General features: G+C 66.8%; 23 protein-coding genes, 1 tRNA gene and 2 pseudogenes. 12 read left to right on the top strand and 14 right to left on the bottom strand.

The genetic code is table 11. The features are described 5' to 3' along the window. Positions 1-21: 21 nt before the first annotated feature. A complete protein-coding gene (locus ABZ857_RS16415; RefSeq protein ID WP_357043592.1) occupies positions 22-2,916 on the bottom strand; it encodes a hypothetical protein in 2,895 nt (964 codons plus the stop codon). A 548-nt stretch (positions 2,917-3,464) separates the two neighbouring features. Between ABZ857_RS16415 and ABZ857_RS16410 the strand changes: the two genes are divergently transcribed. Continuing rightward, positions 3,465-3,635, top strand: a complete 171-nt coding sequence (locus ABZ857_RS16410; RefSeq protein WP_357043590.1) for a hypothetical protein — start codon at positions 3,465-3,467, stop codon at positions 3,633-3,635. A 162-nt stretch (positions 3,636-3,797) separates the two neighbouring features. Beyond that, positions 3,798-5,618, top strand: coding sequence for an IS481 family transposase (locus ABZ857_RS16405; protein ID WP_357043617.1), 1,821 nt, complete (start codon positions 3,798-3,800; stop codon positions 5,616-5,618). 241 nt (positions 5,619-5,859) lie between these two features. Here the strand turns inward: ABZ857_RS16405 and ABZ857_RS16400 are convergent, their stop codons facing one another. The 4 genes from ABZ857_RS16400 to ABZ857_RS16385 all read right to left on the bottom strand — a co-directional run bounded on the left by ABZ857_RS16400 (position 5,860) and on the right by ABZ857_RS16385 (position 10,636). After that, positions 5,860-7,788 carry a hypothetical protein gene (locus ABZ857_RS16400; RefSeq protein ID WP_357043588.1) on the bottom strand — a complete coding sequence of 643 codons (1,929 nt, stop codon included), beginning with the start codon at positions 7,786-7,788 and terminating at the stop codon, positions 5,860-5,862. Positions 7,789-7,884: 96 nt separating this feature from the next. Further along, positions 7,885-8,382: an HAD domain-containing protein gene (locus ABZ857_RS16395; RefSeq protein ID WP_357043586.1), complete on the bottom strand. Its 498-nt coding sequence runs from the start codon at positions 8,380-8,382 to the stop codon at positions 7,885-7,887. Beyond that, positions 8,379-9,632 (bottom strand): IS256 family transposase, encoded by a 1,254-nt coding sequence (locus ABZ857_RS16390; protein ID WP_357043585.1) that lies wholly within the window; start codon positions 9,630-9,632, stop codon positions 8,379-8,381. Before ABZ857_RS16390 ends, ABZ857_RS16395 begins: the two co-directional genes overlap by 4 nt. A gap of 278 nt (positions 9,633-9,910) precedes the next feature. Beyond that, the gene (locus ABZ857_RS16385) at positions 9,911-10,636 is read right to left on the bottom strand and encodes an XRE family transcriptional regulator (RefSeq protein WP_357043583.1); all 726 of its coding nucleotides are present in this window, start codon (positions 10,634-10,636) and stop codon (positions 9,911-9,913) included. 163 nt (positions 10,637-10,799) lie between these two features. Here ABZ857_RS16385 and ABZ857_RS16380 point away from each other — a divergent pair, with 163 nt between their 5' ends. The 5 genes from ABZ857_RS16380 to ABZ857_RS16360 all read left to right on the top strand — a co-directional run bounded on the left by ABZ857_RS16380 (position 10,800) and on the right by ABZ857_RS16360 (position 14,223). After that, positions 10,800-11,072, top strand: coding sequence for a hypothetical protein (locus ABZ857_RS16380; RefSeq protein WP_357043581.1), 273 nt, complete (start codon positions 10,800-10,802; stop codon positions 11,070-11,072). 56 nt (positions 11,073-11,128) lie between these two features. Beyond that, entirely contained in the window at positions 11,129-11,608 is a 480-nt protein-coding gene (locus ABZ857_RS16375) for a GntR family transcriptional regulator (RefSeq protein ID WP_357043579.1), read from the top strand. Between the two features lie 166 nt (positions 11,609-11,774). Continuing rightward, entirely contained in the window at positions 11,775-12,998 is a 1,224-nt protein-coding gene (locus tag ABZ857_RS16370) for an IS701 family transposase (protein WP_357043615.1), read from the top strand. An 82-nt stretch (positions 12,999-13,080) separates the two neighbouring features. Continuing rightward, a complete protein-coding gene (locus ABZ857_RS16365) occupies positions 13,081-13,629 on the top strand; it encodes an HD domain-containing protein (RefSeq protein ID WP_357043577.1) in 549 nt (182 codons plus the stop codon). A 72-nt stretch (positions 13,630-13,701) separates the two neighbouring features. After that, the gene (locus tag ABZ857_RS16360) at positions 13,702-14,223 is read left to right on the top strand and encodes a hypothetical protein (RefSeq protein ID WP_357043575.1); all 522 of its coding nucleotides are present in this window, start codon (positions 13,702-13,704) and stop codon (positions 14,221-14,223) included. Between the two features lie 43 nt (positions 14,224-14,266). Here the strand turns inward: ABZ857_RS16360 and ABZ857_RS16355 are convergent, their stop codons facing one another. The 3 genes from ABZ857_RS16355 to ABZ857_RS16345 form a co-directional block, all read right to left on the bottom strand. Beyond that, positions 14,267-14,743 (bottom strand): NUDIX domain-containing protein, encoded by a 477-nt coding sequence (locus tag ABZ857_RS16355; RefSeq protein ID WP_357043573.1) that lies wholly within the window; start codon positions 14,741-14,743, stop codon positions 14,267-14,269. Between the two features lies 1 nt (position 14,744). Continuing rightward, complete coding sequence (locus ABZ857_RS16350) at positions 14,745-15,476, bottom strand: XRE family transcriptional regulator (RefSeq protein ID WP_357043571.1); 732 nt, start codon at positions 15,474-15,476, stop codon at positions 14,745-14,747. Between the two features lie 642 nt (positions 15,477-16,118). Further along, a tRNA-Arg gene (locus ABZ857_RS16345) sits at positions 16,119-16,191 on the bottom strand. A gap of 158 nt (positions 16,192-16,349) precedes the next feature. Between ABZ857_RS16345 and ABZ857_RS16340 the strand changes: the two genes are divergently transcribed. Together ABZ857_RS16340 and ABZ857_RS16335 are read left to right on the top strand one after the other, a co-directional pair. Continuing rightward, on the top strand, positions 16,350-16,970 hold the full coding sequence (locus ABZ857_RS16340) for a hypothetical protein (RefSeq protein ID WP_357043569.1): 621 nt from the start codon (positions 16,350-16,352) through the stop codon (positions 16,968-16,970). Positions 16,971-17,099: 129 nt separating this feature from the next. Beyond that, a complete protein-coding gene (locus tag ABZ857_RS16335; protein ID WP_357043567.1) occupies positions 17,100-18,212 on the top strand; it encodes a M15 family metallopeptidase in 1,113 nt (370 codons plus the stop codon). A 33-nt stretch (positions 18,213-18,245) separates the two neighbouring features. Here the strand turns inward: ABZ857_RS16335 and ABZ857_RS16330 are convergent, their stop codons facing one another. Then, a complete protein-coding gene (locus tag ABZ857_RS16330) occupies positions 18,246-18,596 on the bottom strand; it encodes a DUF1801 domain-containing protein (RefSeq protein WP_357043566.1) in 351 nt (116 codons plus the stop codon). 110 nt (positions 18,597-18,706) lie between these two features. Here ABZ857_RS16330 and ABZ857_RS16325 point away from each other — a divergent pair, with 110 nt between their 5' ends. Next, positions 18,707-19,159, top strand: a complete 453-nt coding sequence (locus ABZ857_RS16325; protein WP_357043564.1) for a MarR family transcriptional regulator — start codon at positions 18,707-18,709, stop codon at positions 19,157-19,159. Positions 19,160-19,186: 27 nt separating this feature from the next. Here ABZ857_RS16325 and ABZ857_RS16320 read toward each other — a convergent pair whose 3' ends face one another. Together ABZ857_RS16320 and ABZ857_RS16315 are read right to left on the bottom strand one after the other, a co-directional pair. Beyond that, entirely contained in the window at positions 19,187-19,948 is a 762-nt protein-coding gene (locus ABZ857_RS16320) for an SAF domain-containing protein (RefSeq protein WP_357043562.1), read from the bottom strand. 12 nt (positions 19,949-19,960) lie between these two features. Further along, positions 19,961-20,767, bottom strand: a complete 807-nt coding sequence (locus tag ABZ857_RS16315; RefSeq protein ID WP_357043560.1) for an S-methyl-5'-thioadenosine phosphorylase — start codon at positions 20,765-20,767, stop codon at positions 19,961-19,963. Positions 20,768-20,842: 75 nt separating this feature from the next. Here ABZ857_RS16315 and ABZ857_RS16310 point away from each other — a divergent pair, with 75 nt between their 5' ends. Further along, the gene (locus tag ABZ857_RS16310; RefSeq protein ID WP_357043619.1) at positions 20,843-21,001 is read left to right on the top strand and encodes a hypothetical protein; all 159 of its coding nucleotides are present in this window, start codon (positions 20,843-20,845) and stop codon (positions 20,999-21,001) included. A gap of 14 nt (positions 21,002-21,015) precedes the next feature. Here ABZ857_RS16310 and ABZ857_RS16305 read toward each other — a convergent pair. After that, a pseudogene (locus tag ABZ857_RS16305) lies at positions 21,016-21,261 on the bottom strand (FmdB family zinc ribbon protein); the annotation flags it as partial. Here ABZ857_RS16305 and ABZ857_RS16300 point away from each other — a divergent pair. After that, positions 21,191-21,391 (top strand): annotated as a pseudogene (locus ABZ857_RS16300) (PT domain-containing protein); the annotation flags it as partial. The pseudogenes ABZ857_RS16305 and ABZ857_RS16300 overlap by 71 nt on opposite strands. 44 nt (positions 21,392-21,435) lie before the next feature. On the opposite strand, the gene ABZ857_RS16295 reads toward ABZ857_RS16300, so the two are convergent. Continuing rightward, positions 21,436-22,941, bottom strand: coding sequence for a potassium/proton antiporter (locus ABZ857_RS16295; protein ID WP_357043558.1), 1,506 nt, complete (start codon positions 22,939-22,941; stop codon positions 21,436-21,438). Positions 22,942-22,974: 33 nt separating this feature from the next. Beyond that, positions 22,975-23,541: a 5-formyltetrahydrofolate cyclo-ligase gene (locus tag ABZ857_RS16290; RefSeq protein WP_357043613.1), complete on the bottom strand. Its 567-nt coding sequence runs from the start codon at positions 23,539-23,541 to the stop codon at positions 22,975-22,977. Positions 23,542-23,566: the final 25 nt, after the last annotated feature.

The raw sequence follows: 23,566 nt of genomic DNA, 5'->3' as shown, positions 1-23,566 counted from the left end.
TGCCACTGAGCGGGGTTATGCTCATCGGTGGTCACCGGCATTCGACTCGTCCGACGTGTCTCGTAGATCCTCCGCCCCAAGCACCGCGAATCGAGCCGCGCGAATGAGGACGGGAGAGCGGAGCACACAGTTCAAGAGCTCGTCTCGTTCGGTTTTGTCCCAACGCGCAAGAGTCCCTGGCCTGCTCGCAAGACGCAGCAAGAAATCTGCTGCGGTATGCAGGTTATCGATCCCGTTGGCTGCCGCGATGGGGGCTATCGCATTGGAGAATCCCTCTCTCATCGCGGCAGGCGAGTCTAACCACTGCCATAGATGCCCAGCAATCTGCTGGGCCACAGCACGCTGCGCTGGAGCCTCACCCACGAGTTTTTGCATCTCGTCCAACACGTCCGGCGCTTTGCGATCACCACCGGGGACGCGTTTGCGCTCGAGGCGAGCCCACCTGTTCCCGGCGATAAGGGACACAAGGGCGGATGTGATCGCGCTGAGAGCCTGCTCTTGCTGATGGCAGGCGAAGGGATCGGCCGGCAGGTTGGCTTCTAGCCATCGACGATGACCTTGAATCAGTCGCTCTACCTCGGACAGCGACAAGTTTGCGCACTGGACGACGGGACGGTCATTCGGTCTTTGACGCAGTTGGTTGGGGTCGGGTGGAAGAACGATGGCCGCGGTCGAGTTTCCGGACGTCGCTTGCAGCATACCGCCACTCTCTGGAATGGCAATCGGACCACGGGAAACGCGCTCCTCCCCCGTTAGAGGTGCCGCCACCCGAAATAGGTGAACCTGGGTGCCGTCCCTGTCTGTACGATCAATTAGGCGCGCCTCGTGTCTGCCGTCGCGCCGCTTCATGAGTATCCAGCGGAGCGGATCGAAGCCCCGTTCGCAGATCAGTGATGCGAAGCCCACTCCCTCCCTTGACACCGATACTTCGCAAGACTCGGCCTCGTCGTAGGAGCCGAGCAACTTCCCCTTGCGCAGTTGCTGATCGGCGAACTTTTTCCAAGCTCCGTCGCTAAAGGGAAGGGAGACGACCTGACGATGCTGCGCCAGTTCTTCTCCGACATCGCCACGCAGCACAATCATCAGTTCCGCCGTCAGACCTTGAGGTCCAGCGATTGAGAGTCTGGACAGACCGTCCCAGAGTTCGGTCAGTTTCGGACGAGCTGGGGTCGCAAACAGCCGGATTCCTGCCCCCTTCGATGATTCTTCGAGGGACATTTGCGGGTCACGGATCGTCACCACGAGCAAACCACTTACAAGGGAGGCGCCTGTATCTGGTATCAGCAGCGAAACGTCAACCTGGTGCGTACCTACAGCAAGGTTTTCAAGCGCGAAGATCAGCTCCGGCTTACCGGCAGGCCACTCGATCACAATGGGCGCGCTGTGGTCGATGGTCACCGCCAACTTATCCACGGCCCTAGTAGCCCGCACCGCCAGCATCACCGGCTCCCCTGCTAGCCACTCGACAGCCCCCTCCCCGTCCCAGGAGCCGGGAACGAGCCCGACCGGTCGAATGGAGACATCCGACACTATCGAGAGCCCTGCCGCCGCAAGCTGGACTATGTCTCTTTCGTCAATTATTTGTGGCATCTTCAAATCGAAGGCGCGCACTCCATCAGCCAGGACCGTCGCTTCAGAAGCCCATGGCAGCGCGGGAAGGACACTCTCGGCTCGGCCGACCAGGCAATACTCCTGACCGGGCCGCAAGAACTTGCCCTTTACCTCGAGGGCCGGCCCACCTGCTTGCTTCCGGAATAGCCACCACGGGCCCTGGCTGATGGAGCAATTTTCGGCGATCAGTCTGTTCACGGCCGAGGAACCGTGCTCCAGTTGGATCAGCGGTACTTCGGGCCGAGGCCACGCGGACAGGGGCACTTCATCCGGATACACCAGCTTCCCGCGAGGAAGGGGGCGGCCGCGGTAGCCTTCTACACGCGGACGCAGGCTCCGGAGTTCCTGATCAACCTGCTTCTGGCGAACCTGCAGCGGCGTGAGATCGGGCAACTCAATGTACGGGCGCCAGCCCCCGTCCTCGCTCCGTAGCAGAAATCTTGGGTCAGTGAGGGCCGGGAGATGCTTAGCCCCCTTAGTGGCCTTAGGGCCCGAGTTGTTCGGACGGAATCCGCTGGAGCGTGCCAAGTCGGCTGAGTGCTTAGCCCGGGTCAGCCAAGTACGTGACTGTCGCTCTTCGGACAGGTCGCCGACCAGACGATCGAGTGTCGATCGCACCAGATAAGGGGACTCCTCGTCGTCACCCGAGAGCAGCGCCGCAGCGACCTGGCCGAGGAGGCTCTGGTTTGCACAAAAGATCCGGAAGCGCTCGCTGTATCCGGCTGTACGCGATGCCAGGCATGCACCCAACGCGCGTGGATCAGTTAGCAACTCCGTTGTCAGGACTGCACGCGACTCGAACAGAAGCTTGGCCAACTGCCGCTGTAGATATGCCGGCATAACGGCGTGCGTGATCGGCCAGGCAATGATGTTGAAGTTCTCGGCGAAGCTCCCCTTCGGCTCGGCCCCGCCGTAGTCGACTGAAAACTTTTTGAACCAGCGCTTGATGCGGTCCCGGTTGCTGGAGACGTTCCAGCCCGGGCTGCTCTCCCAGCCGGGTGTCTTCTGGGCGAAAAGTGGCCAATACTCGCCGCCAGCATAGTCGTAACCAATCTCTGCGGCATGAACCACGAAGGGTAACCACCAGACGTGGCAATGAGCAGGAAGTCCCTGCGTGATAGCCCCGCGCACACCAGCCAGGAGCAACTCGAAGTCAGAGCTGCCGAGATCATGCTCCAGCGCGAAGACAGGAGCCGCCACCTGCAGCAGCTTGCGACGTTCGTGAAGCAGTCGGAAGTGGTGGTCGAGATGCTTGTGCAGATATTCGAGGATGTCCGCTGAACCGCTATGTGTCATCCTCTCCACGCTCGATGCCACCTCCCTTGGGTCTCGTCTGGCTAGAAGACAGTCTGGGACAGGGCACCGACATTTGGGAGCATCGTCACACAATCGTCACCCTCGGTTACCTCTTGCAGTCCCCGCTGCTGACAGCCCAAGACATCCGAGTCATCATGGTCTATAGCGAAAAAGCTTCGCCGCGCTGATACCGCCCTCGGGGGAAACGATGGTTGGAGCACTGCGGACCGGGGATCGAATTCTGGCCTGGATTCGCCTTCCGGACGAAGCCCTGGGCGGCTCATCTCCTCGTCGGGCAGGCGTAGCCATGCCGGGCCGGACGCCTGGGGTCAAGGCGTCGTTCGCGTGTACATCGTTCCCGGTGACCTTCCGCGCCCGCTGGTTGTCCTGCCCGAACTCGACGGCTTGACCTTGGGCGCCCGGTCTGGCATCCCTTCGGGATGACCGGCGAGGAGATGACCCCCCTACCTGCGCCGTCCCCAGCTCATCTCCGAGGAGGGCCGGGGGTGCAGGGGGCGGAGCCCCTTGCGGCTCTTCCCTCCGAGTGAGGTCGGCAGTTGGATCACATCGCCCTGGTCGTCCTGGCCGCGGTGGTCTTCGATCATCTGGCGTTCGCCATGCGGCTGCGAGCGCGCGGGCGGCGCCGGCCGGGACCGGCCGAAGAGCCGCAGCCCGGCCGGCTGGCCGACCAGCGAGCGACGCGGGCCGCCGTAGGCGGGCCGCTTTAATAGCGAGAAGAAAAGTTGCTTCCGGCAGAGAGACGGATGGTGTCCTACCTCGGCTGATGGTTGACACGGCGACTTCGGTTGATGCTTTACACCACGTCGGCTGACCTGGCTTTTATGTGATCGACGGCGATCACATGGGGGGCCGGGTTGGCGCTGGTGGAGCTGAGCGTCTTGGAGCAGCGGTATCGCGCTGTGCTGGAAGTAGAGGCAGGATCTCCGGTGACCGAGGTCGCCGAGCGGTATGGGGTGTCGCGGCAGTCGGTGCACGCGTGGGTGCGGCGGTATCGCGACGGCGGGTTAGCCGCGTTGGCTGATCGCACGCACCGGCCGGACACCTGCCCGCATCAGACGTCGGATGTGGTGGAGGCGCTGGTATGCGAGTTGCGCCGCCAGCATCCGCGCTGGGGGCCGCAGCGTCTGGCCTATGAGCTGGATCAACGAGGTGCCGGCCCGGTGCCGTCGCTGGCCACGTTGTATCGGATCCTGGTCCGCAACATGCTCATCACGCCCGGGCAGCGGCGCCGTCCCCGCTCGTCGTATGTCCGCTGGGAGCGGGACGCCCCGATGGAGTTGTGGCAGTTGGACGTCATGGGCGGGGTGTTCTTGTCCGACGGGCGGGAGCTGAAGCTCATCAGCGGGATCGACGACCATTCCCGGTTCATCGTCATCGCGCACCTGGTGGTCCGCGCGTCCGGGCGGGCGGTCTGCCGGGCCTTCGCCGAGGCGATGCGCACCTTCGGTGTGCCGGAGGAGGTCTTGACGGACAATGGCAAGCAGTTCACCGGCCGGTTCACCAAGCCGCGCCCGACTGAGGTGTTGTTCGAGCGGATCTGCCGGGAGAACGGCATCACTGTCCGCAACACCAAGCCCCGTTCCCCGACGACGACCGGGAAGATCGAGCGCTGGCACAAGACCGTGCGGACGGAGTTCCTGTCCGTCCACGGCGCCTTCGCCAGCCTCCAGGCCGCGCAGGACGCGCTGGATGCCTGGGTGAGCAGCTATAACACCGTCCGCCCGCACCAGGCTCTGGACATGGCCACCCCGGCCAGCCGCTTCGCAGGCGGATCGGCGTCGGCTGCTGCGACCGACGCGGATGTGCCGCTGCGGTTGCCCGCCGACCTCGCCGCGGTGCCTGCCTCGTCTGCGCCGATCGGCCACCCACTCAAGGCCCGGCAGGTGGACTCGGAGCCGATGCCTGCTGCCGGTGGTCTCCCCGCCACCGTGGCCCCTGGGGGTGGTGCCCCGGCCGCGGTGGAATTCGACCGCCTCGTGCCGGCCAGCGGGAACATGACCGCCTGCGGGCGGCAGATCTGGCTGGGCCGCCAGCGGGCCGGGCAGCAGGTGACAGTCTGGGTCTCGGCCACCACCATGCACGTCTTCTCCGGACAGGAGCTGCTCAAGACCCATCCGGTGCTCCTCACCGAGGGCGATCTGGCTCAGCTGATCGGCCAGGGCGGACGCTTCGGCCGGCCATCACCGGCCACCGCCCTGCCGCCGGGACCGTTGCCCGCCGATGCCGTCGTGGAGATCGATCGGCAGGTCACCGGTTCTGGATGCGTCAACGTCGCGGGCAAGCTGATCGGCGTCGGCCTGCCACTGGCCGGCAAACGCGCCACCCTGCGCATCGATGCGTCGCTGATGCAGGTCATCATCGACGGCACGCTGGTCAAAACACTGCCCAGCCCGATCACCGGGCCCCAGCGCCGACGCCTGCGAGGCGCTCGTCTGGCCGGGCTGGCTCCCGCCGCACCGCCGGACGCGGTGCAGGTCGAGCGGGTGGTCTCCCACACCGGCTCGGTGAAAGTCGCCGGCTGCAAGCTGCAGATCGGCAGCATCCACCGCGGCAAGGTCGTCACCATCGTACTTGAAGAGACCCAGTTCCGGATCCTCTACCAGGGCCAGGAGCTGTCGGCCCATCCCCGCGTGGTCGTCAAGGAGGTGAAACGGCTACGAGCAAGCGGCAACATCGACTACGGAATCTAGGCCCGGTGTAAAGCATCAGCCGAGACCAATCCGTCAAGCATCACCTGAAGTTCGACACAGAGAGACGGATGGTGTCGGGCCTCGGTTGATGCTTGACGCTTCGGCCACACCTGATGCTTCACATGATCACGGCGAGGCTGGCGACGCCTCCTCTTCTGTCGAGGAGAGCGCGCTCCTGCGTATCGAAAATTCTGCGATCACGGGGAGTTAGGATGACGCGAAACCGCCGAGGGGGTAATGATCACGGCTCGGTGCCATACGCCGCCCCTGAATGATTCTGTGCAGCGATACGAGCACGCCAGAAGCTCACGGCATCCTGGCCACGCTGCATTGCGACGAACTCGTCCGTTCTAATCGCCAGAGCTGCGGCGGGTGGTGTGCCTTCGACGAAAGACTCGAGACCAAGGTTAAGGGCGCTGCCGCCGAGGAAGTCGGCATACTCGCGGACGGACTGCACCACCGCGAAGCTAGCGGGGTTTCCGTGGACCAATGCGTTGCGAACGCGGCGCCGGCGCGCTTCGAGCACTTCGCCCTCGGCCGTGTACTCATGGATGAGGGTGCTGTAGGTGGTGTGATCGCCAACGCTCGTGAACATTCGCGCGATCCAGGCGCGCTCATGTTCAAGGCGGCACAGCGACAGGAAGTCATCGGCTCGATCGGCAAGAAGCAGGATCCATGGCTGCTTCGGTCGGCTGGACAACCATTCACGCGTGAGCTCGGTGAGCAGCTCATCGTGCCGACCACCGCCGAGCAGGCACATCCCCGCTGCGCGCCGAAGATCCGTGAGCCATCGGGCATGCGGCCAGCGCTCTCCGAGCAGTGCAAAGAGAGCGTTCGGGTCCATGGCCGCGTGTGCAGCGATGTGCTGCACCACTCGGTCCGAGAGCGGGATCACACTGCTGATGTCGGCTTCCGACGGCTTCCGCAGCGCCATATCGCGGCTGAAAGGGTGATCGGCTGTCGTCTGCACTTCGATGGCCGCAGCCAGGAACCTGGGGAGTTCTGCTCGGGCAAGTGCCTCGGCGATCCGCGGTCCATGCTGTTCGACCGCCTCAGCGGTGATCCTAGCTCCGTAGTAGTCGTCGGGAAAACCGGTCTCACGCCAAACGGCCAAGAAGCCGGCTGAGCCGGGCTTTCCCGAGCGAATGACGGCGTGCTGAGCTAGCCGCGGACGGATGCCGCCAGCGTTGTGGATCGACACATTCATGATGGTGTCGACGATGTCGACGGCGCGCGAGACCGCACCAGCAGCCGTCGTGTTGCCGAGGTCGACGCGCACAAGGATGTCGACGTCGGATTCCTCGTTGACCATCTTCGCAACCTTGAATATAAGGCCGTCCCGGACCAGCTCCCAGAGCTCCGCCTTGTGGGCGAAGTCCTGCCCGCCAGGCTCAGCGTTCGGAACGGCCCAGTGCGCGTTGAGGAAGGACACACGCCCGGCAGAGAGATGAAGATGAACGCGTCCTTGGTAGCCTAACCAGACGACGATCGGTTCGACCTGGGCGGGTGTGCCGACGAAGGTGCGCGCGTTCGTCAGCCGCTGATCGAGGGGCACGTCCTTCTCGCGGATGGGGATTTCGTTAGGGTCGCGGCCGAAAGCCACGATCGACACGAGATCGCGGAAGGCCCTCTCCGCGCTGAGACCCCGCCGCTGCAGCTGCTCGAACAGAAGCTCAGCGATAGGGCGATACTCTCGCCGCGCCAGGGTCCGATCCTGCGCGGTCGCGACCAGATCGTCCCAGCTGGCGCGTGCCGCATCGTCCGAGCCGAGCTCTTCGAGAAGCTCGCGCGCGGTGGAGAGCAGGTTTGTCCAGGCCGCGTCAGTACGAGTGCCAGGTGGCTGGGCGAGCACCGCCGAGGGGCTCGTGGAGAGCTGCAATAGGGCTGCTCGAAATGCGGCCAGCTTCCCTGCGATGCGATTGCTGAGGGTTGCGCCAACCGCGCCTACAGACTCGTCGAGGTCTGATAGGAGAGAGGAGCGGTTAGCGAGCTTCTTCCACGCGTCGGTACCGCTGGCAAGCTCGACCCACTCGGCGATCTCCTCGACGATGACCGTGAGCGGCAGAATACTGCTAAGGCCGTGACGGCGGTCGAGCGAGGAGACCAGGGACTTCAGCCAATCGGGATCGTCATTGGACCAGTGGTCGCTGACGTTGTAGTCGGTCATCATGGGCGTTCCGATCACACGGGTGTTGCCACAACGATGACACGGCTGTCGTATCTGTCGTCACCGAGTAATTGTCAAATCCTGTGGATTGCGGGTGATTCACAGGGCTCGAAGCCATTGATCGAGGGCTGCGAAGTCGTCATCGGCGAGTCCCCGGTATGACTCCACGTGGTGGAGGAGAGCCTGGCCGCCATGGTGCGCGGAGACCCACTCCCTGTCGGCGTCGGTGATCTCGTCGTCGACCCAGGCGAACGGGCGCCCACCCGCCCAGTTCACCAGGGTCCGAGTCTTCCAGCAGAGCCCGAACCATTGGTCCTCGCGTTCATGCCCGTCGGATGGGTCCGGCCAGCTCACAACGGGCAGCCGCGGTAGCCCGATCCGGGGTGCTATCTCGACGTTCGCCTCGTCTTCCCAAGTTGTCGCCCAGACGAGTTCGCAGGGTAGCGCTGCCAGCCGACGCCCCACCTCGGCGGTGAGCCGCGCCAAGCGCGAGTCCGGTGCAGTAACCCCCGGTGCGCGTTGCGGGTCCTCGCCGAACGGGAGAAGCGGCCCGTCGACATCGAGGAAGAGCAACGGGCGTTCGGCATGTCCGGTCATGCTGCGGTGACCTCGTCACGCTCGGTGAGTATGCCGCGTTCGAAGCGGGCTCCGGCACGCACCAGAGCGACCAGGTGGGGCGCGTTGACCGAGCGCCAGCGTTGTTGGGCGGACTCAATGAGCTTGAATGTCATCGCCAGGGCCGCCGCGCGGGAACCGGCACCGCGGGTGACCTTGGTGCGCAGCCGAACAGTGGAAAATGTCGACTCGATCGGGTTCGTGGTACGCAGGTGGATCCAATGTTCGGCCGGGTAGTCGTAGAACGCCAGCAGCACGTCCGCGTCGTCGACGATCTTCTTGACGGCCTTGGGGAACTTCGCCCCGTACTGCCGCTCGAATGTCCTGATGGCCTTGGTGGCCTGGTCTTTGTCCTCGGCGTTGTAGATGTCTGCGATCGCGGCCTTGGCCGCCGGTTGAGCCGACTTCGGCAGGCAGTCCAACACATTCGCAGTTTTGTGCACCCAGCAGCGCTGTTCCTTGGCCTCGGGGAACACCTCGCGCAGCGCCTTCCAGAAGCCCAAGGCCCCGTCGCCGACCGCGAGATGCGGGGCGCGCATTCCGCGCCGTGCGCAGTCGCGCAGCAGGTTCGCCCACGATTCCGCCGACTCCCGATAGCCCTCGTCCAGGGCTATCAGCTCTTTGCTGCCGTCGGCTCGGACGCCCACCAGGACCAGCACGCACGCCTTGGCCTGGTCCAGCCTGACCTTCAGATGCACACCGTCGGCCCAGATGTAGACGAAGTCGGTCGCCGACAAGTCACGCTTTTGGAACGCCTGATGTTCCTCGGTCCACTGAGACGTCAGCCTCGACACCGTCGCCGACGACAGCCCAGCCGACGACCCGAGGAACTGCTCCAGGGCCGGAACGAAGTCGCCGGTGGACAGGCCGTGCAGATAGAGCAGCGGAAGCACCTCGGAGATCTTCGGGGTCTTGCGGGCCCACGGTGGCAGGATCGCTGAAGAAAAGCGCTTACGCTCGCCGGTCTCGGCATCTACCCGCTTGTCGTTCACCCGCGGCGCCTTGACCTGCACAGGCCCAGCTGAAGTTGCTATCGTCCGCTCGGCGTGGAACCCGTTGCGCACCACCAGACGGCGGCCGTCGGCGTCGCGAGCGTCGGCCAGTTCCGCCAAGTAGGAGTTAACCTCGGCCTCCAGCGCAGCGGCCAGCATCCGCCGCGCTCCCTCCCGAACGATCTCATCGATCAACGATCCGCTCGACGCCGCGCCGCCGGCATTGACTACGGTAAGCATGGGCGTGCCCTCCCAGCCGACGCGCCAACCTCGGCCTACTCAGTGACCTTCGAATCGATCACTCGGGAGGGTACGCCCCCGAGCCGATCCACAGGTTCTGAGCATTGCTCGTCGTCACCACATGGGCTCGATCCTGACAGGTCGCCAGCTCCAGTTTGTCGCGCACTAATCTGCCGCGAGTCGCACTCCCGGCCCCACTTTCTGATTGATCATGTCAACCATCAACCGAGGCCGCAGCGTCAAGCATCAGCCGAGGTAGGAAACAGCGATACGGATGGTCAGTAGAGTGGTTCTGCGATGGCCCAGATACGTTCGAGGCTGGTGAGGTAGACGGCTGTGCTGTCTTCGTCCTTGGTGGCCGTGAGGTACAGCACGGGGGCTTGAGCTGCCGGTGTGCCGTAGGCGTGGACGTTCACGAGAAGCTCGCTGTCGGCCCGGTAGATGGAGTTGTAGAGCGTCGTGCGGTGGCGGCGGATCTCCACCCCCTCGACCTTTCGGAGCGGCCGGTACAGCATGAGGGCGTTGCGTACTCGGGCTGCCATGACGTCGGCTCCGATGCCTTCTTCGGCTCCTCGGGCGGCTACCTCGGGACTGTCCGGGTCGCCGAGAAGGATGCGGATCTTCACGCCTACCTCGGCTCTGCTGGCGAGCAGGCGGATCATGCCGGTGTCCTCGGCGAGGAACAGGCTGCTGTAGGTCAGGATGTCGATCTCGCGACTTGCGCCCTGGAAGAGCCGCCGCCAGATGTTCTGCGGTACGGCCCAGCGGTGGGGATAGACGGCCTTCACTTCGTGGGAGATGGTTCGCCGCGGTTGGGCGACGTCGGGCCACAGGTCACTCTCGTCCAGTTGCAGCATGTCGGCCAGTGCCCAGCGGTGGCGGGGGTAGGGGATGCGGCCTTTGAGCCAGCGGTCGACCGTCTTGGGGTCCACTTCGAGGGCGGCGGCGACGTCGACGGTTCCGAGTCTGGCCCGGGCAAGGGCGTGGCGCAGGGTGTCGCTCACGGGGGTGTACCTCCTGGGGCGGCGGCTCTGCCTGGGACGCTAACACGAGACGTCCCTAGACGTCCCTTAGTTGCGGTGTGCAGGTTCCCCCGCCTCGGCGGAAGCTCGTTCGGCGTGGGCGCGATGAACGCGCCCACCCCGAGCCGAAAGGAGCGTGTCAGGCATGGAACAACTGCGGCCGATCCAGAAGCGGCAGCGCGAGTATCAGGAACAGCTCTTGACGGAGCTGCGGGATGAGCTGGCACAGCGCGGGATCACGGCGGTCCTGATCGTGGATGAGAAGAACCGGCCAGCACTGGACGTGACCGACAGCCGGCTACGGCCCCGCCGGGTCTACGTCCACCTGGCGTTCTTGTGGTTCTACTGGGGCGACCAGCACGACGAGCGGGTCTCGTGCCTGCGCCTGCTGCCGGCGGCCGACCGAATCAGCGCGTGAGGGCTGGCGCGAGGGCGAACAGGGAGAGCTCGGTATCGACCTGACGAAGATTCTCGATGCGCACCGCTCCTGAACGGCGCAAGGCATGGCTGACGGGGCAAAGAGTCTCCGGCAAGCTGGCTGAGCGGCTGCGCGAACGGATCATGACGGGCGTCTATCCGGTAGGGCGGGCGCTGCCCTCGGAGACCGCTCTGACGGCGGAGTTCCGCGTTGCCCGCAATACCGTACGCCGAGCGTTACGGACGCTGGAGTCGGAGGGGTTGATCGTGACCGTCCCCTCCAAGGGGCGGCTGGTGCAAGGCGCTGACGCGCCCGTCGATGCCTCGTACCGTTACCAGCTCATCGCCTGTGAGCTGCGGCGGCGAATCGAGCGGGGCGACCTCGGCCCCGGAGACCTGCTAGCCAGCGAAGCGGAACTTCGCTGGCTGTACGAGGCGTCGCGCAACACGGTACGGCAGGCGTTCGCGGAGCTGGAGCGCGATGGGTTGATCGTGTCCCGGCAGGGCAAGGGCCGGTTCGTCCGCTCCGATGAGTAGGACGTCCTAGTACTCCAGTGACACTTCGCGATCTTCGCCGGTTGAGGTGGCATGAGAACGGCCACCACGTGATCATTCGGAGTTTGTGAAGACATCTGAAGATCGCGTGATGGCCGTGGCCGACAGCGTAGACCCTGACCACTGGATCGTCACCCTTAATGAGCTGATGACGCGGATCGCGCACCGGTTCAGCCGCATCGAGCCGCGTCGCGCGGCGAACGCCTATGTGCGGGGCCTGCTGTCGGACGTCGAGCGGAAGAACTGCTGGAACCTGGCCGAGCACGCCGGGCTGAACGGCCCGCAGACCATGCAGCGCCTGCTGCGCACCGCGCGCTGGGACGCCGAGGCCGTACGGGACGACGTGCGCGGCTACGTGAGCGAACACCTCGGCGCGGGCGGTGTCCTGATCGTCGACGAGACCGGCTTCCTCAAGAAGGGCCTTCGATCGGCCGGGGTGCAACGCCAGTACACCGGTACGGCCGGCCGGATCGAAAACAGCCAGGTCGGCGTGTTCTTGGCCTATGCCACCACGCGCGGCCGGGCCTTGATTGATCGCCGCCTGTACCTGCCCGAGCACTCCTGGCGGGCCGACCAGAGCCGGTGCCGTTCGGCGGGTGTCCCGGACGAGATCGCCTTCGCCACCAAACCCGCCCTGGCCGCACAGATGATCGCCGCCGCCCTGGACGCCGGGATGGATGCGCCCTGGGTGACCGGCGATGAGGTCTACGGCCAGGACCCGCGCCTGCGCACCCTGCTGGAGACACGGCAGGCCGGGTATGTGCTGGTGATCGCGGGCACGGCCCGGGTGCGGTGCGAGAGCGTCGACTGGCAGGCCGCCCAGATCGCCGCGCACGTCCCCGACGACCACTGGCGCCACTACAGCGCGGGGCGCGGCGCCAAGGGGCACCGCTGGTACGCCTGGGCCTGGACACGCATCGACACCCACCGGAGCGGTCACCGGTGGCTGCTGATCCGCCGCAATGTGGCCACCGGGGAACTGGCCTTCTACCGCTGCTATGCACCCACCCCGGTGCCGCTGGTCGCCCTGGTGCGCATCGCCGGCATCCGCTGGACGGTAGAGGAGTCCTTCCAGGCCGCCAAAGGCCAGGTCGGGCTGGACCACTACCAGGTCCGCAGCTGGGACGCCTGGCACCGCCACATCACCCTGGCGATGCTCGCCCTGGCCTTCCTCGCGGCCCTGGCCGCATCCCAACCCGACAGCGACGAAGAGCACCTGCCCTTGACCATGCCCGAGATCCGCCGCCTACTGGCCGCCCTCACCCTCACCCGACACCGCCGGACCGAGGAAATCCTGCACTGGTCACACTGGCGACGCCGCCATCAAGCCACCGCCCGCCGATGCCACTACCAGCGCAGATCCCGGCCATGATCTCAATGTGTCACTGGAGTACTAGGACGTCTGGGTTGGTGCCCTAGGTCGTGCAGGGGCGGGTGCGCCTATCGTCTGTCTCGTGGAGCAAGCTGCGTGGGCGCGTGATCTGGCCGAACAACTCCTAGCCGAGCCGCTGCCCCGGCGCTGGGCACACACCCAGGGTGTAGCGGCGCAGGCCGCGACGCTGACCCCGATCCTCGGCGAGGAAACCGACACGCTGACCGCCGCCGCCTACCTTCATGACATCGGATACTCCCCGGCGCTGGTCGACACCGGGTTCCACCCCCTCGATGGCGCCCGCTACCTGCGCGATGTAGCGGGCGCGGACGAGCGCTTGTGCCGCCTGGTCGCCCATCACTCCTGCGCGATCAACGAGGCCACCGAACGCGACCTGTATGACGCCTTGACGAAGGAGTTCGCCCCGGAGCGGCGGGAGCTGGCCGACGCGCTGACCTACTGCGACATGACCACCGGTCCTGACGGCCGGCACCTCGACGTACACGAGCGCCTCGCGGAGATCCACTCCCGCTACGGCCCCGATCACCTCGTCAGCCGCTCGATCGCTGCTTCTACTCCCTGCATCCTGGACGCTGTGCGAACGGTTCAAGAACAGCTGGCACGAAGCTGACGGATCTCAACCGAGGTCGCCATTCGGTTATAGCGACGAACCGGAGGCTGTCATCCCTTAAACTGCCGCCTCATGACAAATGTCGAGATTCACCGCAGACTTGCCGAGCGTTGGTGGCAGTGGGTGGCGTCAATTCCCGCTTCCCGTAATCCTCTGGTCGACGGAACAGGTGAGTTCGCTGCGGAAGGGCAGCCTGACGACGTCTGGTTCCTGGCGGGCACGTTCGGCGGCGGGGTCAAACGCCGATGCTCCATCCCCTCGGATCGGCCGATCTTCTTCCCCATGTTCAACATCTTCCGAGGCACCTTCCTGTTCCTTGGAGCCCGCGCGCCCGTCTGTCCCCAAGCATCGGGGAGTGCGGAACTGAACGGCACGTCGCTTCCGGTGCACGAGGTGAAGAATCAGAAGAAGTTCATCCTCGATGCTGCCCCCGAATCACCACTCAGTTTCGAGGGCAAGGTTGCCGTCAGAGCATGGGGACTGTGGGGCCACCTCGACCCATTGAGCCCTGGCACCTATGTTCTGACATTCCGGGGTGAAGAACGACCAGGAGGGTTCTGGGTCGAAGCGGAGTACGACCTGACAGTCGTATGAGCGCTCCCCGGCGGCACGCCCGTCGTCCGGCTGGTCGTGAACGTCACCCGATGTGCGGCAGGGCTCTTCCTTCGAGGAAATGACCGATGCGCAGGCGCATCGAGCGGTCCATCGGCAGAGCTTCGATCTGGTTGCGGGGCACCCAGCGGACGTCGGTCGACTCGCTGCTCGGCGTCGGTTCGCCGCTGATGGTGCGGGCGGTGAGGACGATGGAGAACTCTTGGCGGGCCTCACCGTTCGAGGTGTAGAGGATCACGTGGCGGGGGTCGGTGTAGGTGCCGATAAGCCCGTTGATCTCGCACAATACTCCGGTCTCTTCGAGGGTCTCCCGTACTGCGGCCTGGGGGAGGGATTCGCCGAGGTCGATGGCGCCGCCGGGGACGGCCCAGTTGTCGTTGTCGCTGCGACGGATCATGAGGATGTCCCCGGCGTCGTTGGTGACGACGACGTTGACGGACGGGACGAGGCTGTTCGGTTTGGGGGCGTCGGGGTCGTCGTAGTAGTCGATGCGGCGGGCCACGTCACGACCCTACCGGCGTGGCCTGCTCCCAGACCCGTTCGAAGCTGTCGACGTAAGTGGTGACCATGTCTCCGCCTAACACCTTCCGTAGGTGCAGGACGGGGGCGTTGCCAGCGGGCACGCCGTACACGTGGGTGTTGACGAGCAGCTGATCGTCCCCGCGGTAGATTGCGTTGTACAGCACCGTGCGGTGAAGCCGGATCTCCACGCCGGCCAGGCCGTGGATGGGCCGGTAGAGCACGAGGGCGTTTCGAATCCTGGCGGCCATGCGGTCGTTGACCCCCTCATCTGCGCCGCGCTGGGGGCTGTCGGGGTCGCCGAGCAGGATGCGTACCCTCACTCCGGCTGCGGCCTTCTCGACGAGCATGCGCACGATGTCGGCGTCGTCGGCGAGGAACAGGCCGCTGTAGACAAGGATGCCGATCTCGTTCTGGGCTTGAGCGAACAGACGTCCCCAGGCGTCCCAGGGGACGGCCCAGCGGTGGGGGTAGACGGTGATGATCTCGCTCTCGGACGCTGAGGCCACCTGCTCGCGCGTCAACGCCTCGGGCCACAGGTAACTCTCGTCCATCCCTAGGTGGGCGGCGACGGCGTACCGGTGCTTTCGGTACGGTGCGCGGCCTTTGGTGATCCAGCGTTCGACGGTCTTGGGGTCCACCTGAATCGCGGTCGCCAGCTCGGCAATGCTCACCCCGCGTTCCAGAATGGCCGCGCGTAGTCGCTCGTTGGCCATCTCACCTGCCGCGTCAGGACGTCCAGGGACGTGGCAATCGTAGACGGGACGTCTTGAACATGTCCCGTCGTGTAGTGATCTCGTCCTGGCCTTCCGTCGCACTTTCGGTGTCACAACGCACCACTACCTGCGACGGTCCCGGGGCGGCGAGGCACGCTGGGGCATCAGCTACCGGGCCAGCTCGATCGTCCCCGCCGGGGTGACCGCCCATGCGTGACGCCCTCCCACTGCTGCTCACGGGTCTGGCCGTTTGCGCGGCCTCGTGATCGCTGCGCCTGCATTATGCCGTCCGAATACGATAGGAGTCCCGGTTCGTCGTATCCGACAGACTGGCCCAGTAGGACTTCGCCGGGGCGCTGGGATTGGGCGCCTCGATGGCTGCTCCCACCACATGCCCTGCTTTCGAGGCCGCGTGATCGCCGCGCTGGGGGCGGCAGAGTTTCTGGGTGCTGTGGCCTGGGGGCGTCTGTCCTCGCGCCCTTCGATGACTGGTCCGACCTGGCCAAACAGCCACCAAGATCATTTCGCGGATGTTTCGCGATCACTGGCATGCATCTGCCTACGGCTGCCTCTCGCTGCACCTGATCGTTGGATGGCTACGAGGAAACCCCAGGTGAGGGGCCCTTAGGCCTGATCAAAGAGTGCCCCCGGCAGGATTCGAACCTGCGGCACCCGCTTTAGGAGAGCGGTGCTCTATCCCCTGAGCTACGGAGGCGTGATGTGCACCAGTAAGCCTAGCGAAAGGTTGGGCCCGCTCGCGCCTCCACCGGGGGTGTCGTTTCGAGCTCGCCGGTCATCGGCGGGCTGACCTGCGGTAAAGGCATGGCAAGTGGTCGTACGCGGGCCGGGGGAGGGTGGTTACCGTCGCTGGCCGTGACCGTAACGCGACGTGGGGGCGCGCGCGGGCTGCGATCGGTGGTGCTCGTCGCGGCACTGCTCGCGCCGGCGATCCTGGGCTCGGGCATGCTCATGGCCGACTTCACCGGCTACGGGGAACGGGCGCGGAGCGATCTCTCACGAGGCGCGGCCGTACGTGGGGAGCCGGCTATTGGGACGGCGGGCGAGGTACGCGCCGGGGTGCCGGCGGGGACCGCCGGCGAGACCACGGGAGACCGGGCCCCCGCCGGGACGCCCGGTCCGCGGCCGACCGCGTCGCCGGCGGGGAACGCCCCAGGTTCGGCACTGAACAGTCGGGAGGCCCGGAGGATCGCCGTGGTTCCGATGGCGGGGACGGTGCGGGAGCCCCTGCTGGACCCGACACCGGTGCCCGAGCCGTCCGGTCCCGCGCGTCTCTACGAGGGGCTCGTGCGGATCATTCCGATCGTCCGACCCGTCCGCGAGGTCGTCCACGGGGATGCCCCGAAGGTGAGCCGGCCGGCGGAGAAACCGGAATCTCGCGAGGAGACGACCTTCACGTGCGCGCCCGAGTGGCGGGACACATGGCTGTGGGAGCTCTGCCGGGAACGTGAGGGCCAACCCGAAGGCGGGCGATGAGCTGGAAACGCGCAAATGCGACGTGACCGGTCGATAGCGCTTATGCGAACCGGGGCTCAGGCACATAGGACGCTGTAGTAACGTGCGTCCCTGACCCAGGTCACGAGTTCGCAAACGGGGGAGTCGATCGTGCCATCTCCTCGATCAGCCGGGCTGATCGCGGTCGTCACGGCGATGACTTCGCTGGCCGTCTCGGCGCCGTACGGCACGGCTGCGGCAGCCTCGGCCGACACCACGGCAGCGGAGGCAGCCGGAGAAAGCGCCTGGGCGGGCGAACTGGGCAAGGAACCCACCACGCTGACCGAGCTGCGGCGGGAGGCCCAGAAGGCGTACAAGTCCATCGAGGACGCGAACAGGGCGCTGGTGGCGCGGCAGAAGAAGTTCGGCGCCGTGGAGAAGGAGCTGGCGACCAAGCTGCAGGGCCTCCAGGAGGCCACGGCGGAGTTCAACAAGCTGCGCAAGCCGTTGTCCGACCTCGCCTCGTCCATCTATCAGGACCCCTCGATCGACGGAATCAGCCCGTTCTTCAGAGCGGGAAGCGGCACGGAGACGCTCCGGAGGATCGCCGACCTCGACCACCTCGTCGCCGGGCGGAACAACGTGCTCGGCGACGCGGTGAAGCTGCTGGAGCGGCAGCAGCAGCTCGCGCAGGAGGCACAGGAGCTCCGGGCGGCCAGCCTCCTGCAGGAGGCTCAGCTGAGCGCCCAGGTCACCGCTCTGCGCAAACGCTCCACCACGCTGGTCCGGTCGCTGACCAAGGCGCTGATCAAGCTCGGCGTGAAGATCGGAACGCAGGGGGCGGGCGGCTGCGACCCGACCAGGGTCGGTGAGGCGGAGCAGTACCCGAACGGGCTGCTGCCCAAGAACATCCTGTGCCCCCTGCCGCAGGCCGGAGAGGAGCTGCGGGCGGACGCGGCGATCGCCTTCGCCGATCTCAACATCGCCTACAAGAAGCGCTTCGGCACCTCGATGTGCATATCCGACAGCTATCGCAACCTGAGCGAGCAGCAGTCCATCTACTATCGGCGACCTGGGTTCGCGGCCACTCCCGGGAAGAGCAACCACGGTTTGGGGCTCGCTGTCGACCTGTGCGGAGGAGTGCAGAACTTCCGTTCCGTTCAGTTCAACTGGCTGGAGGCCAACAGCAAGAGGTATGGCTGGATCCACCCCGACTGGTCGTATCGCAGCCCCTTCGAGCCCTGGCATTGGGAGTACGACCCCAAGCTCGGCTCACAGCTCTGACAGATACGCGCAGGCCGAGGAGGACGGGACGCGTCAGTTCGCGTCGAGGTGGACGGCCTGGCCGATGTAGTCGCGCAGCGCGGCCTCGTTCATCCCGTCCAGGCTCTTGATCTTGACGTGGCGGGTCTTCTTGCCAACTCCCTGCAGGAGGCCGTGCGGGTCGGACATCTCCGCGCCCCGCTCGAAGGCGAAGGTGAGGTGGGTCTTGCTCTGGCTGATGACGGCGAGGATCTTCTTGCCCCGCCAGGCAGGCGAGCCGTACGTGAGACATTCGACCGCCTCGGGGGCCTCTTCGGCCACAAGGGCGCGCAGGGCCGCCACGATCTCGCGGTACTTCGGGTCGAGCTTCGTCTCAACGTAGGTGTCGATCTCGCTGGTGGTCATGATTTCCTCGCTTTCCGTTCTCCTGGGGTGTGCGTGTTCTGAGCGCCACACTATAATCAAGATTATTGATAGTCAATGATCGTGACTAAATTGCGGGAAGACGGTGGACCGTGACGGTTCCTGACATCGGCGTGCTGGCCGGTCAGTTGATGCGTGCTCTCCAGGAGGAGCTGTTCGAGACCCTCGCCGAGCTGGGGCATCCGGACGTGAGTCCGCGGCACGGAACGGTTCTGGCGTTCCTCGATCCGAAGGGCGTGCGCGCGACGGACCTCGCGGCCCGGTCGGGCCAGCACAAGCAGATCATCGGCACGATCCTCGACGAGCTCGTCAGGCTCGGCTACGTCACCCGCGAACCCGATCCCGCCGATCGCCGGGCCAAGCTCATCGTCCCCACCGAGCGCGGCATCGACGAGATCACCAAAGCGCGCGCCATCCTCGCCGCCATCGAGGAGCGGCACGAACGAATCCTCGGCGCCGAGCGCTACGCCGGGTTCAAGCAGATGCTCCAGCAGGTCACGCGTGACCAGCGGGCGTGGAGACAGGCCGGGGCGAGCACCGCCTGATCATCGTCCTCCGCCGGACAAGGCCGATCAGTGGGGGTGGATGGTCACCGAGAGCCTGCCCTGTGCCTGGGCCTGGGCGAGCTGGGCCGCCTGCCCGGCGGTCGTGGCCAGCACGAGCAACGCGCCGCCGTCCGTGCGGCCCGGTGGCCGGGCGATCACCCGCACCTGCTGGGCGACGGTCCGGGCCTGGAAGGGGCCGTCCTCGAAGGCCGCCAGGACGTCGATCACGTCGCCCGGCGAGAGCAGGCGGGCGGCGTCGGGATCGGCGATCCTGACCGGCGTCGCGACCATCCCCGGCGTGCCTGTCATCCCCGGCGTCCCTGCCATCCCCGGCTCGGCGGCCGAAGCCCCCGATTGCGTGGCCGGGGCCCATCGCCCCGCGGCCGGATCACCGCCGGCCGGCCCTCCGGACGCCTGACCGCTGGATGCCTGCCCACCCGGCTCCTGTTCAACGGACGCCTGCCCGATGAGGGCCTGGCGGAACAGGCCCGAGCCGAGCAGCCGTGCGTCGGTGAGGAGTTCGCCCCGGCGCAACGGCCCGGCGAGCACGCGGCCCGAGACCGGGGCGCCGGGCGCGTACGCCCCGGCGGGCACCGTGTCGGGCGGGAGCCGTACGACCACGACGTCGGAGGCGGCCAGCCGGCCTCCAGGGAGGTCGCGGGCGGCGGCGAGGACCTCCACCCCGTCCGGACTACGGACGGCCAGCAGCACGCAGGCCACTGCCAGACCGGCGAGGACGGCGGCGATCGGACGGCGACGGCGCGCCGTCAGCCGCCTCAGATCACGCATGACCACCTCGTGTCAGGGGAGCTCGAACGGCAGCTTGATTCCGTCGAGGGCGTTCCCGCAGGGGCAGGGGCGCTCCTCCGGCAGGGCCTCGACGACCTGTGCGACCAGAGAGCGCATCCGCTCGACGTTGGCGGCGAAGAAGGCCAGGACCTCCTCGTGGGTGACCCCCTCACCGGCCTCCACACCGGCGTCGTGGTCGGTCACGAGGGCGAGCGTCGTGTAGCAGAGAGCGAGTTCGCGGGCGAGCACGGCCTCGGGGTGCCCGGTCATGCCGATGACCGACCAGCCCGCGCCCGCGAACCACTTCGACTCGGCTCGCGTGGAGAAGCGGGGCCCCTGGACCACGACCAGGGTGCCGCCATCGACCGTGTCCCAGCCCGTCTCACGTGCCATGGCCACGGCGGCCGCCCGGCCGGAGGGACAGTACGGGTCGGAGAACGACACGTGAACGGCACCGCCCGTGTCGTAGTAGGTCTGCTCGCGGCCCTGTGTGCGGTCCACGAGCTGGTCGGGGATCACGAGGGCGCCCGGGCCGATCTCCGGGCGCAGGGACCCGACCGCACTGGGCGCGAGCACCTGGCGGACGCCGAGGGACCGCAGAGCCCACATGTTCGCCCGATAGGGGATGCGGTGGGGAGGAAAGGTGTGGCCGCGGCCGTGCCGGGGGACGAACGCGACGGTCCGCTCGCCGATGCGGCCCACGGTGATCGAGTCACTCGGCGGGCCGTACGGCGTCGTCACGTCGATCTCTTCGGCGTCCTCCAGCAGCGAGTAGAACCCCGAACCGCTGATGACCCCGATGTCTGCGCGATTGACCATGGGCCGACACTAGCGAACGGCGCCACACATCCGGCGCGTCCCGTCGGCCCCTGTGGATAACCTCAGGCGGCGGCGGTGGAGCCGGACGACGACGTGCTCGACGAGGAGGTGCTCGACGAGCTCGTGGACGCGGCGGGCTCCTTCTTGCCCGAGTCGCCGGACGACTTCGAGGACGACGTCGTCGTGGTGGACGCGGTCGTCGACGAGCTCGACGAACGGCTGTCGGTCCGGTAGAAGCCGGAGCCCTTGAACACGATGCCAACGGCGGAGAAGACCTTGCGCAGCTTGCCCTGGCAGGCCGGGCACTCCGTGAGCGGGTCGTCAGAGAACTTCTGGACGGCCTCCAGCTGCTCACCGCAAGCGGTACAGGCGTACTGGTAGGTAGGCACTCGCTCCTCCTGAGACTGGCACTCGACCGGGTCGATTGCTAATGGTAAGCAGTCAACGAGCCCAAACGCCACTCCAGCCCGGTTTATTGCCCCGCGGCGTCCCATTCGCTCACGCCGCGGTCCGCCCGCGAGACTCCCGGGCACCGCGGAGCGGCCCGCCCATAAACCAACCCACAAACCAACCCGCAAACCAACCCGCGACACGACCCGCGAACCAACCCGCGAACCAACCCGCGAACCAACCGCGAAACGACCCGCGCACCCCCGGCAGGGTAGCGATCAGCCGCCGCGTTCGCCGTACCAGCCGGCGAGCTTGCCGCGGCGGCTGACGGCGCGCAGGCGGCGTTCGACCGTCTCCCGCTGGGCGGCCGTGGTGACCACGAGAAGCTGGTCGCCCGCCAGCAGCCGGGTCGTCTGCGTGGGCACGAACGACTGCCCGTTCCGCACGACGAGCGTGACCATGGTGTTGGCGGGCAGCCTGAGCTCGAAGATCTCCACACCGTGCATGAGCGAGCCGCGCGGGATGCGCACCTGCAGCAGGTCGGCGTTCAGCTCCTCCAGCGGCGCGGCCTCCACGTCGAGGTCACGGGCCTCGCCCTCCGCCGTCACGCCGAGCAGCCGGGCGAGGTACGGCAGCGTGGGCCCCTGCACGAACGTGAACACGATGACGATGATGAACACGTCGTTGAACAGGCTCTTCGCCCCGGGCAGGCCGGCGGCCCAGGGGATCGCGGCCAGCACGACGGGCACCGCGCCGCGCAGCCCGGCCCACGACAGGAACACCTGCTCGCGCCACGAAAGCGAACCGAGGCGCAGGAGCCGCACAATCACCCCGGACACCAGTACGGACGCCGGCCGGGCGAGCAGGACCAGCAGCAGGCCCGACACCAGGGCCGGGACGATCACGACGGGCAGTTCGCGAGGGTCGGCCAGCATGCCGAGCATCACGAACAGCCCGATCTGGGCGAGCCAGGCGGCGCCCTCGGCGAAGCCGCGCGTGGCGGCGCGGTGGGGGAGACGGGCGTTGCCCAGGACCAGCGTCGTCAGGTACACGGCGAGGAACCCGCTGCCGTGCAGCAGCGTGGCTCCGCTGTAGGTGACGAGCGCCAGCGCCAGGACCGCGATCGGATAGAGGCCGGAGGCGGGCAGCGCGACCCGGCGCAGCGCGTACACCCCCGCAGGTCCCACGGCGAGGCCGACGGCCGCGCCGATGACCAGTTCGATGGCGGTGTCCAGCAGGACGTGCGGCAGCGACAGGGTCAGCGACGGGCCCGTGCTCAGCATCATCACGAGGATGACGGTCGGGGCGTCGTTGAAGCCCGACTCGGCCTCCAGGATCCCGGCGAGCCGGGGCGGCAGCGGCAGCCGTCTCAGTACGGAGAACACGGCCGCCGCGTCGGTCGACGCCAGGAACGCGCCGAGCAGCAGCGCCATCCGCCACTCCATGCCGAGCAGGGCGGCGACGGTCACCGCGAGCACCACGACGCTGACCGCGATCCCGACCGTGGCGAGCACGAGCGCGGCGGGCACGGCGTCGCGTACGTGGTTCCAGTTGGTGGTGAGACCGCCTTCGGCGAGGATCACGGCGAGCGCGACCAGGCCGAGTTGCTGGGCCATCTGGGCGTTGTCGAAGTTGATGCCCCCGATGCCGCCCTCACCGAGCAGCAGGCCGAGGCCGAGGAAGATGAGCAGCGTGGGAAGGCCGGTGCGGTGCGCGATCCGTACGGACGCGATGGCCGCGATGACGACGGCGGCCGACAGGAGCAGCCAGACGTTCAGACCCACCCGCTCCCTTCGCCGTCTCTTAGGCCAATCTTGTCACATCTGTACCAAACGGGCGATTCCGCTCGGGAGGGCGGCGAAGCGTACGTGCTGGTCATGGGGCTCCGCGGGAACCCCCTCCATCAACTCGCCCTCGTGCAGGAGCGCCACCGTCGGCACGTTCGGCCCGACGCGGGCGAGCGCCCGGTCGTAGAACCCGCCGCCGCGGCCGAGCCGTACGCCGGTGACCCGGTCCACGGCCAGGGCCGGCGCGATGACCAGCGCGGCGGTGCGGATCGCGTCGACGCCGCGCCGGACGTCCACCGGCTCCATGACACCGTTCGGGCCGGGCGCCAGCGAGTCCGGGCCGTCGTACACCGCCCAGTCGAGGTCGCCGTCCGAACGCTGCACCGGCAGGATCACCGTGGCGCCGTGCTTCCACAGGGCGAGGATCAGGCTGTGCGTGGACGGCTCGGTGCCCGTCGACCAGTAGCAGGCCACCAGCCCCGCCATCTGCACCCATGGCTGGTCGAGGAGTAACTCCCTGATGGCCGCCGACGACTCGCGCAGCGTCCTGGGATCGAGCTCCGACCGGCCGCGCAGGATACGCCGACGCAGGTTCATCTTGTCCAAAGACTGCTCCGTTAGT

The organism is Microbispora sp. NPDC046933, from assembly GCF_040644635.1.
Lineage (GTDB): Bacteria > Actinomycetota > Actinomycetes > Streptosporangiales > Streptosporangiaceae > Microbispora.
Note: the sequence above shows the minus strand (reverse complement) of the source record. Positions and strands in the feature narration are given on the sequence as shown.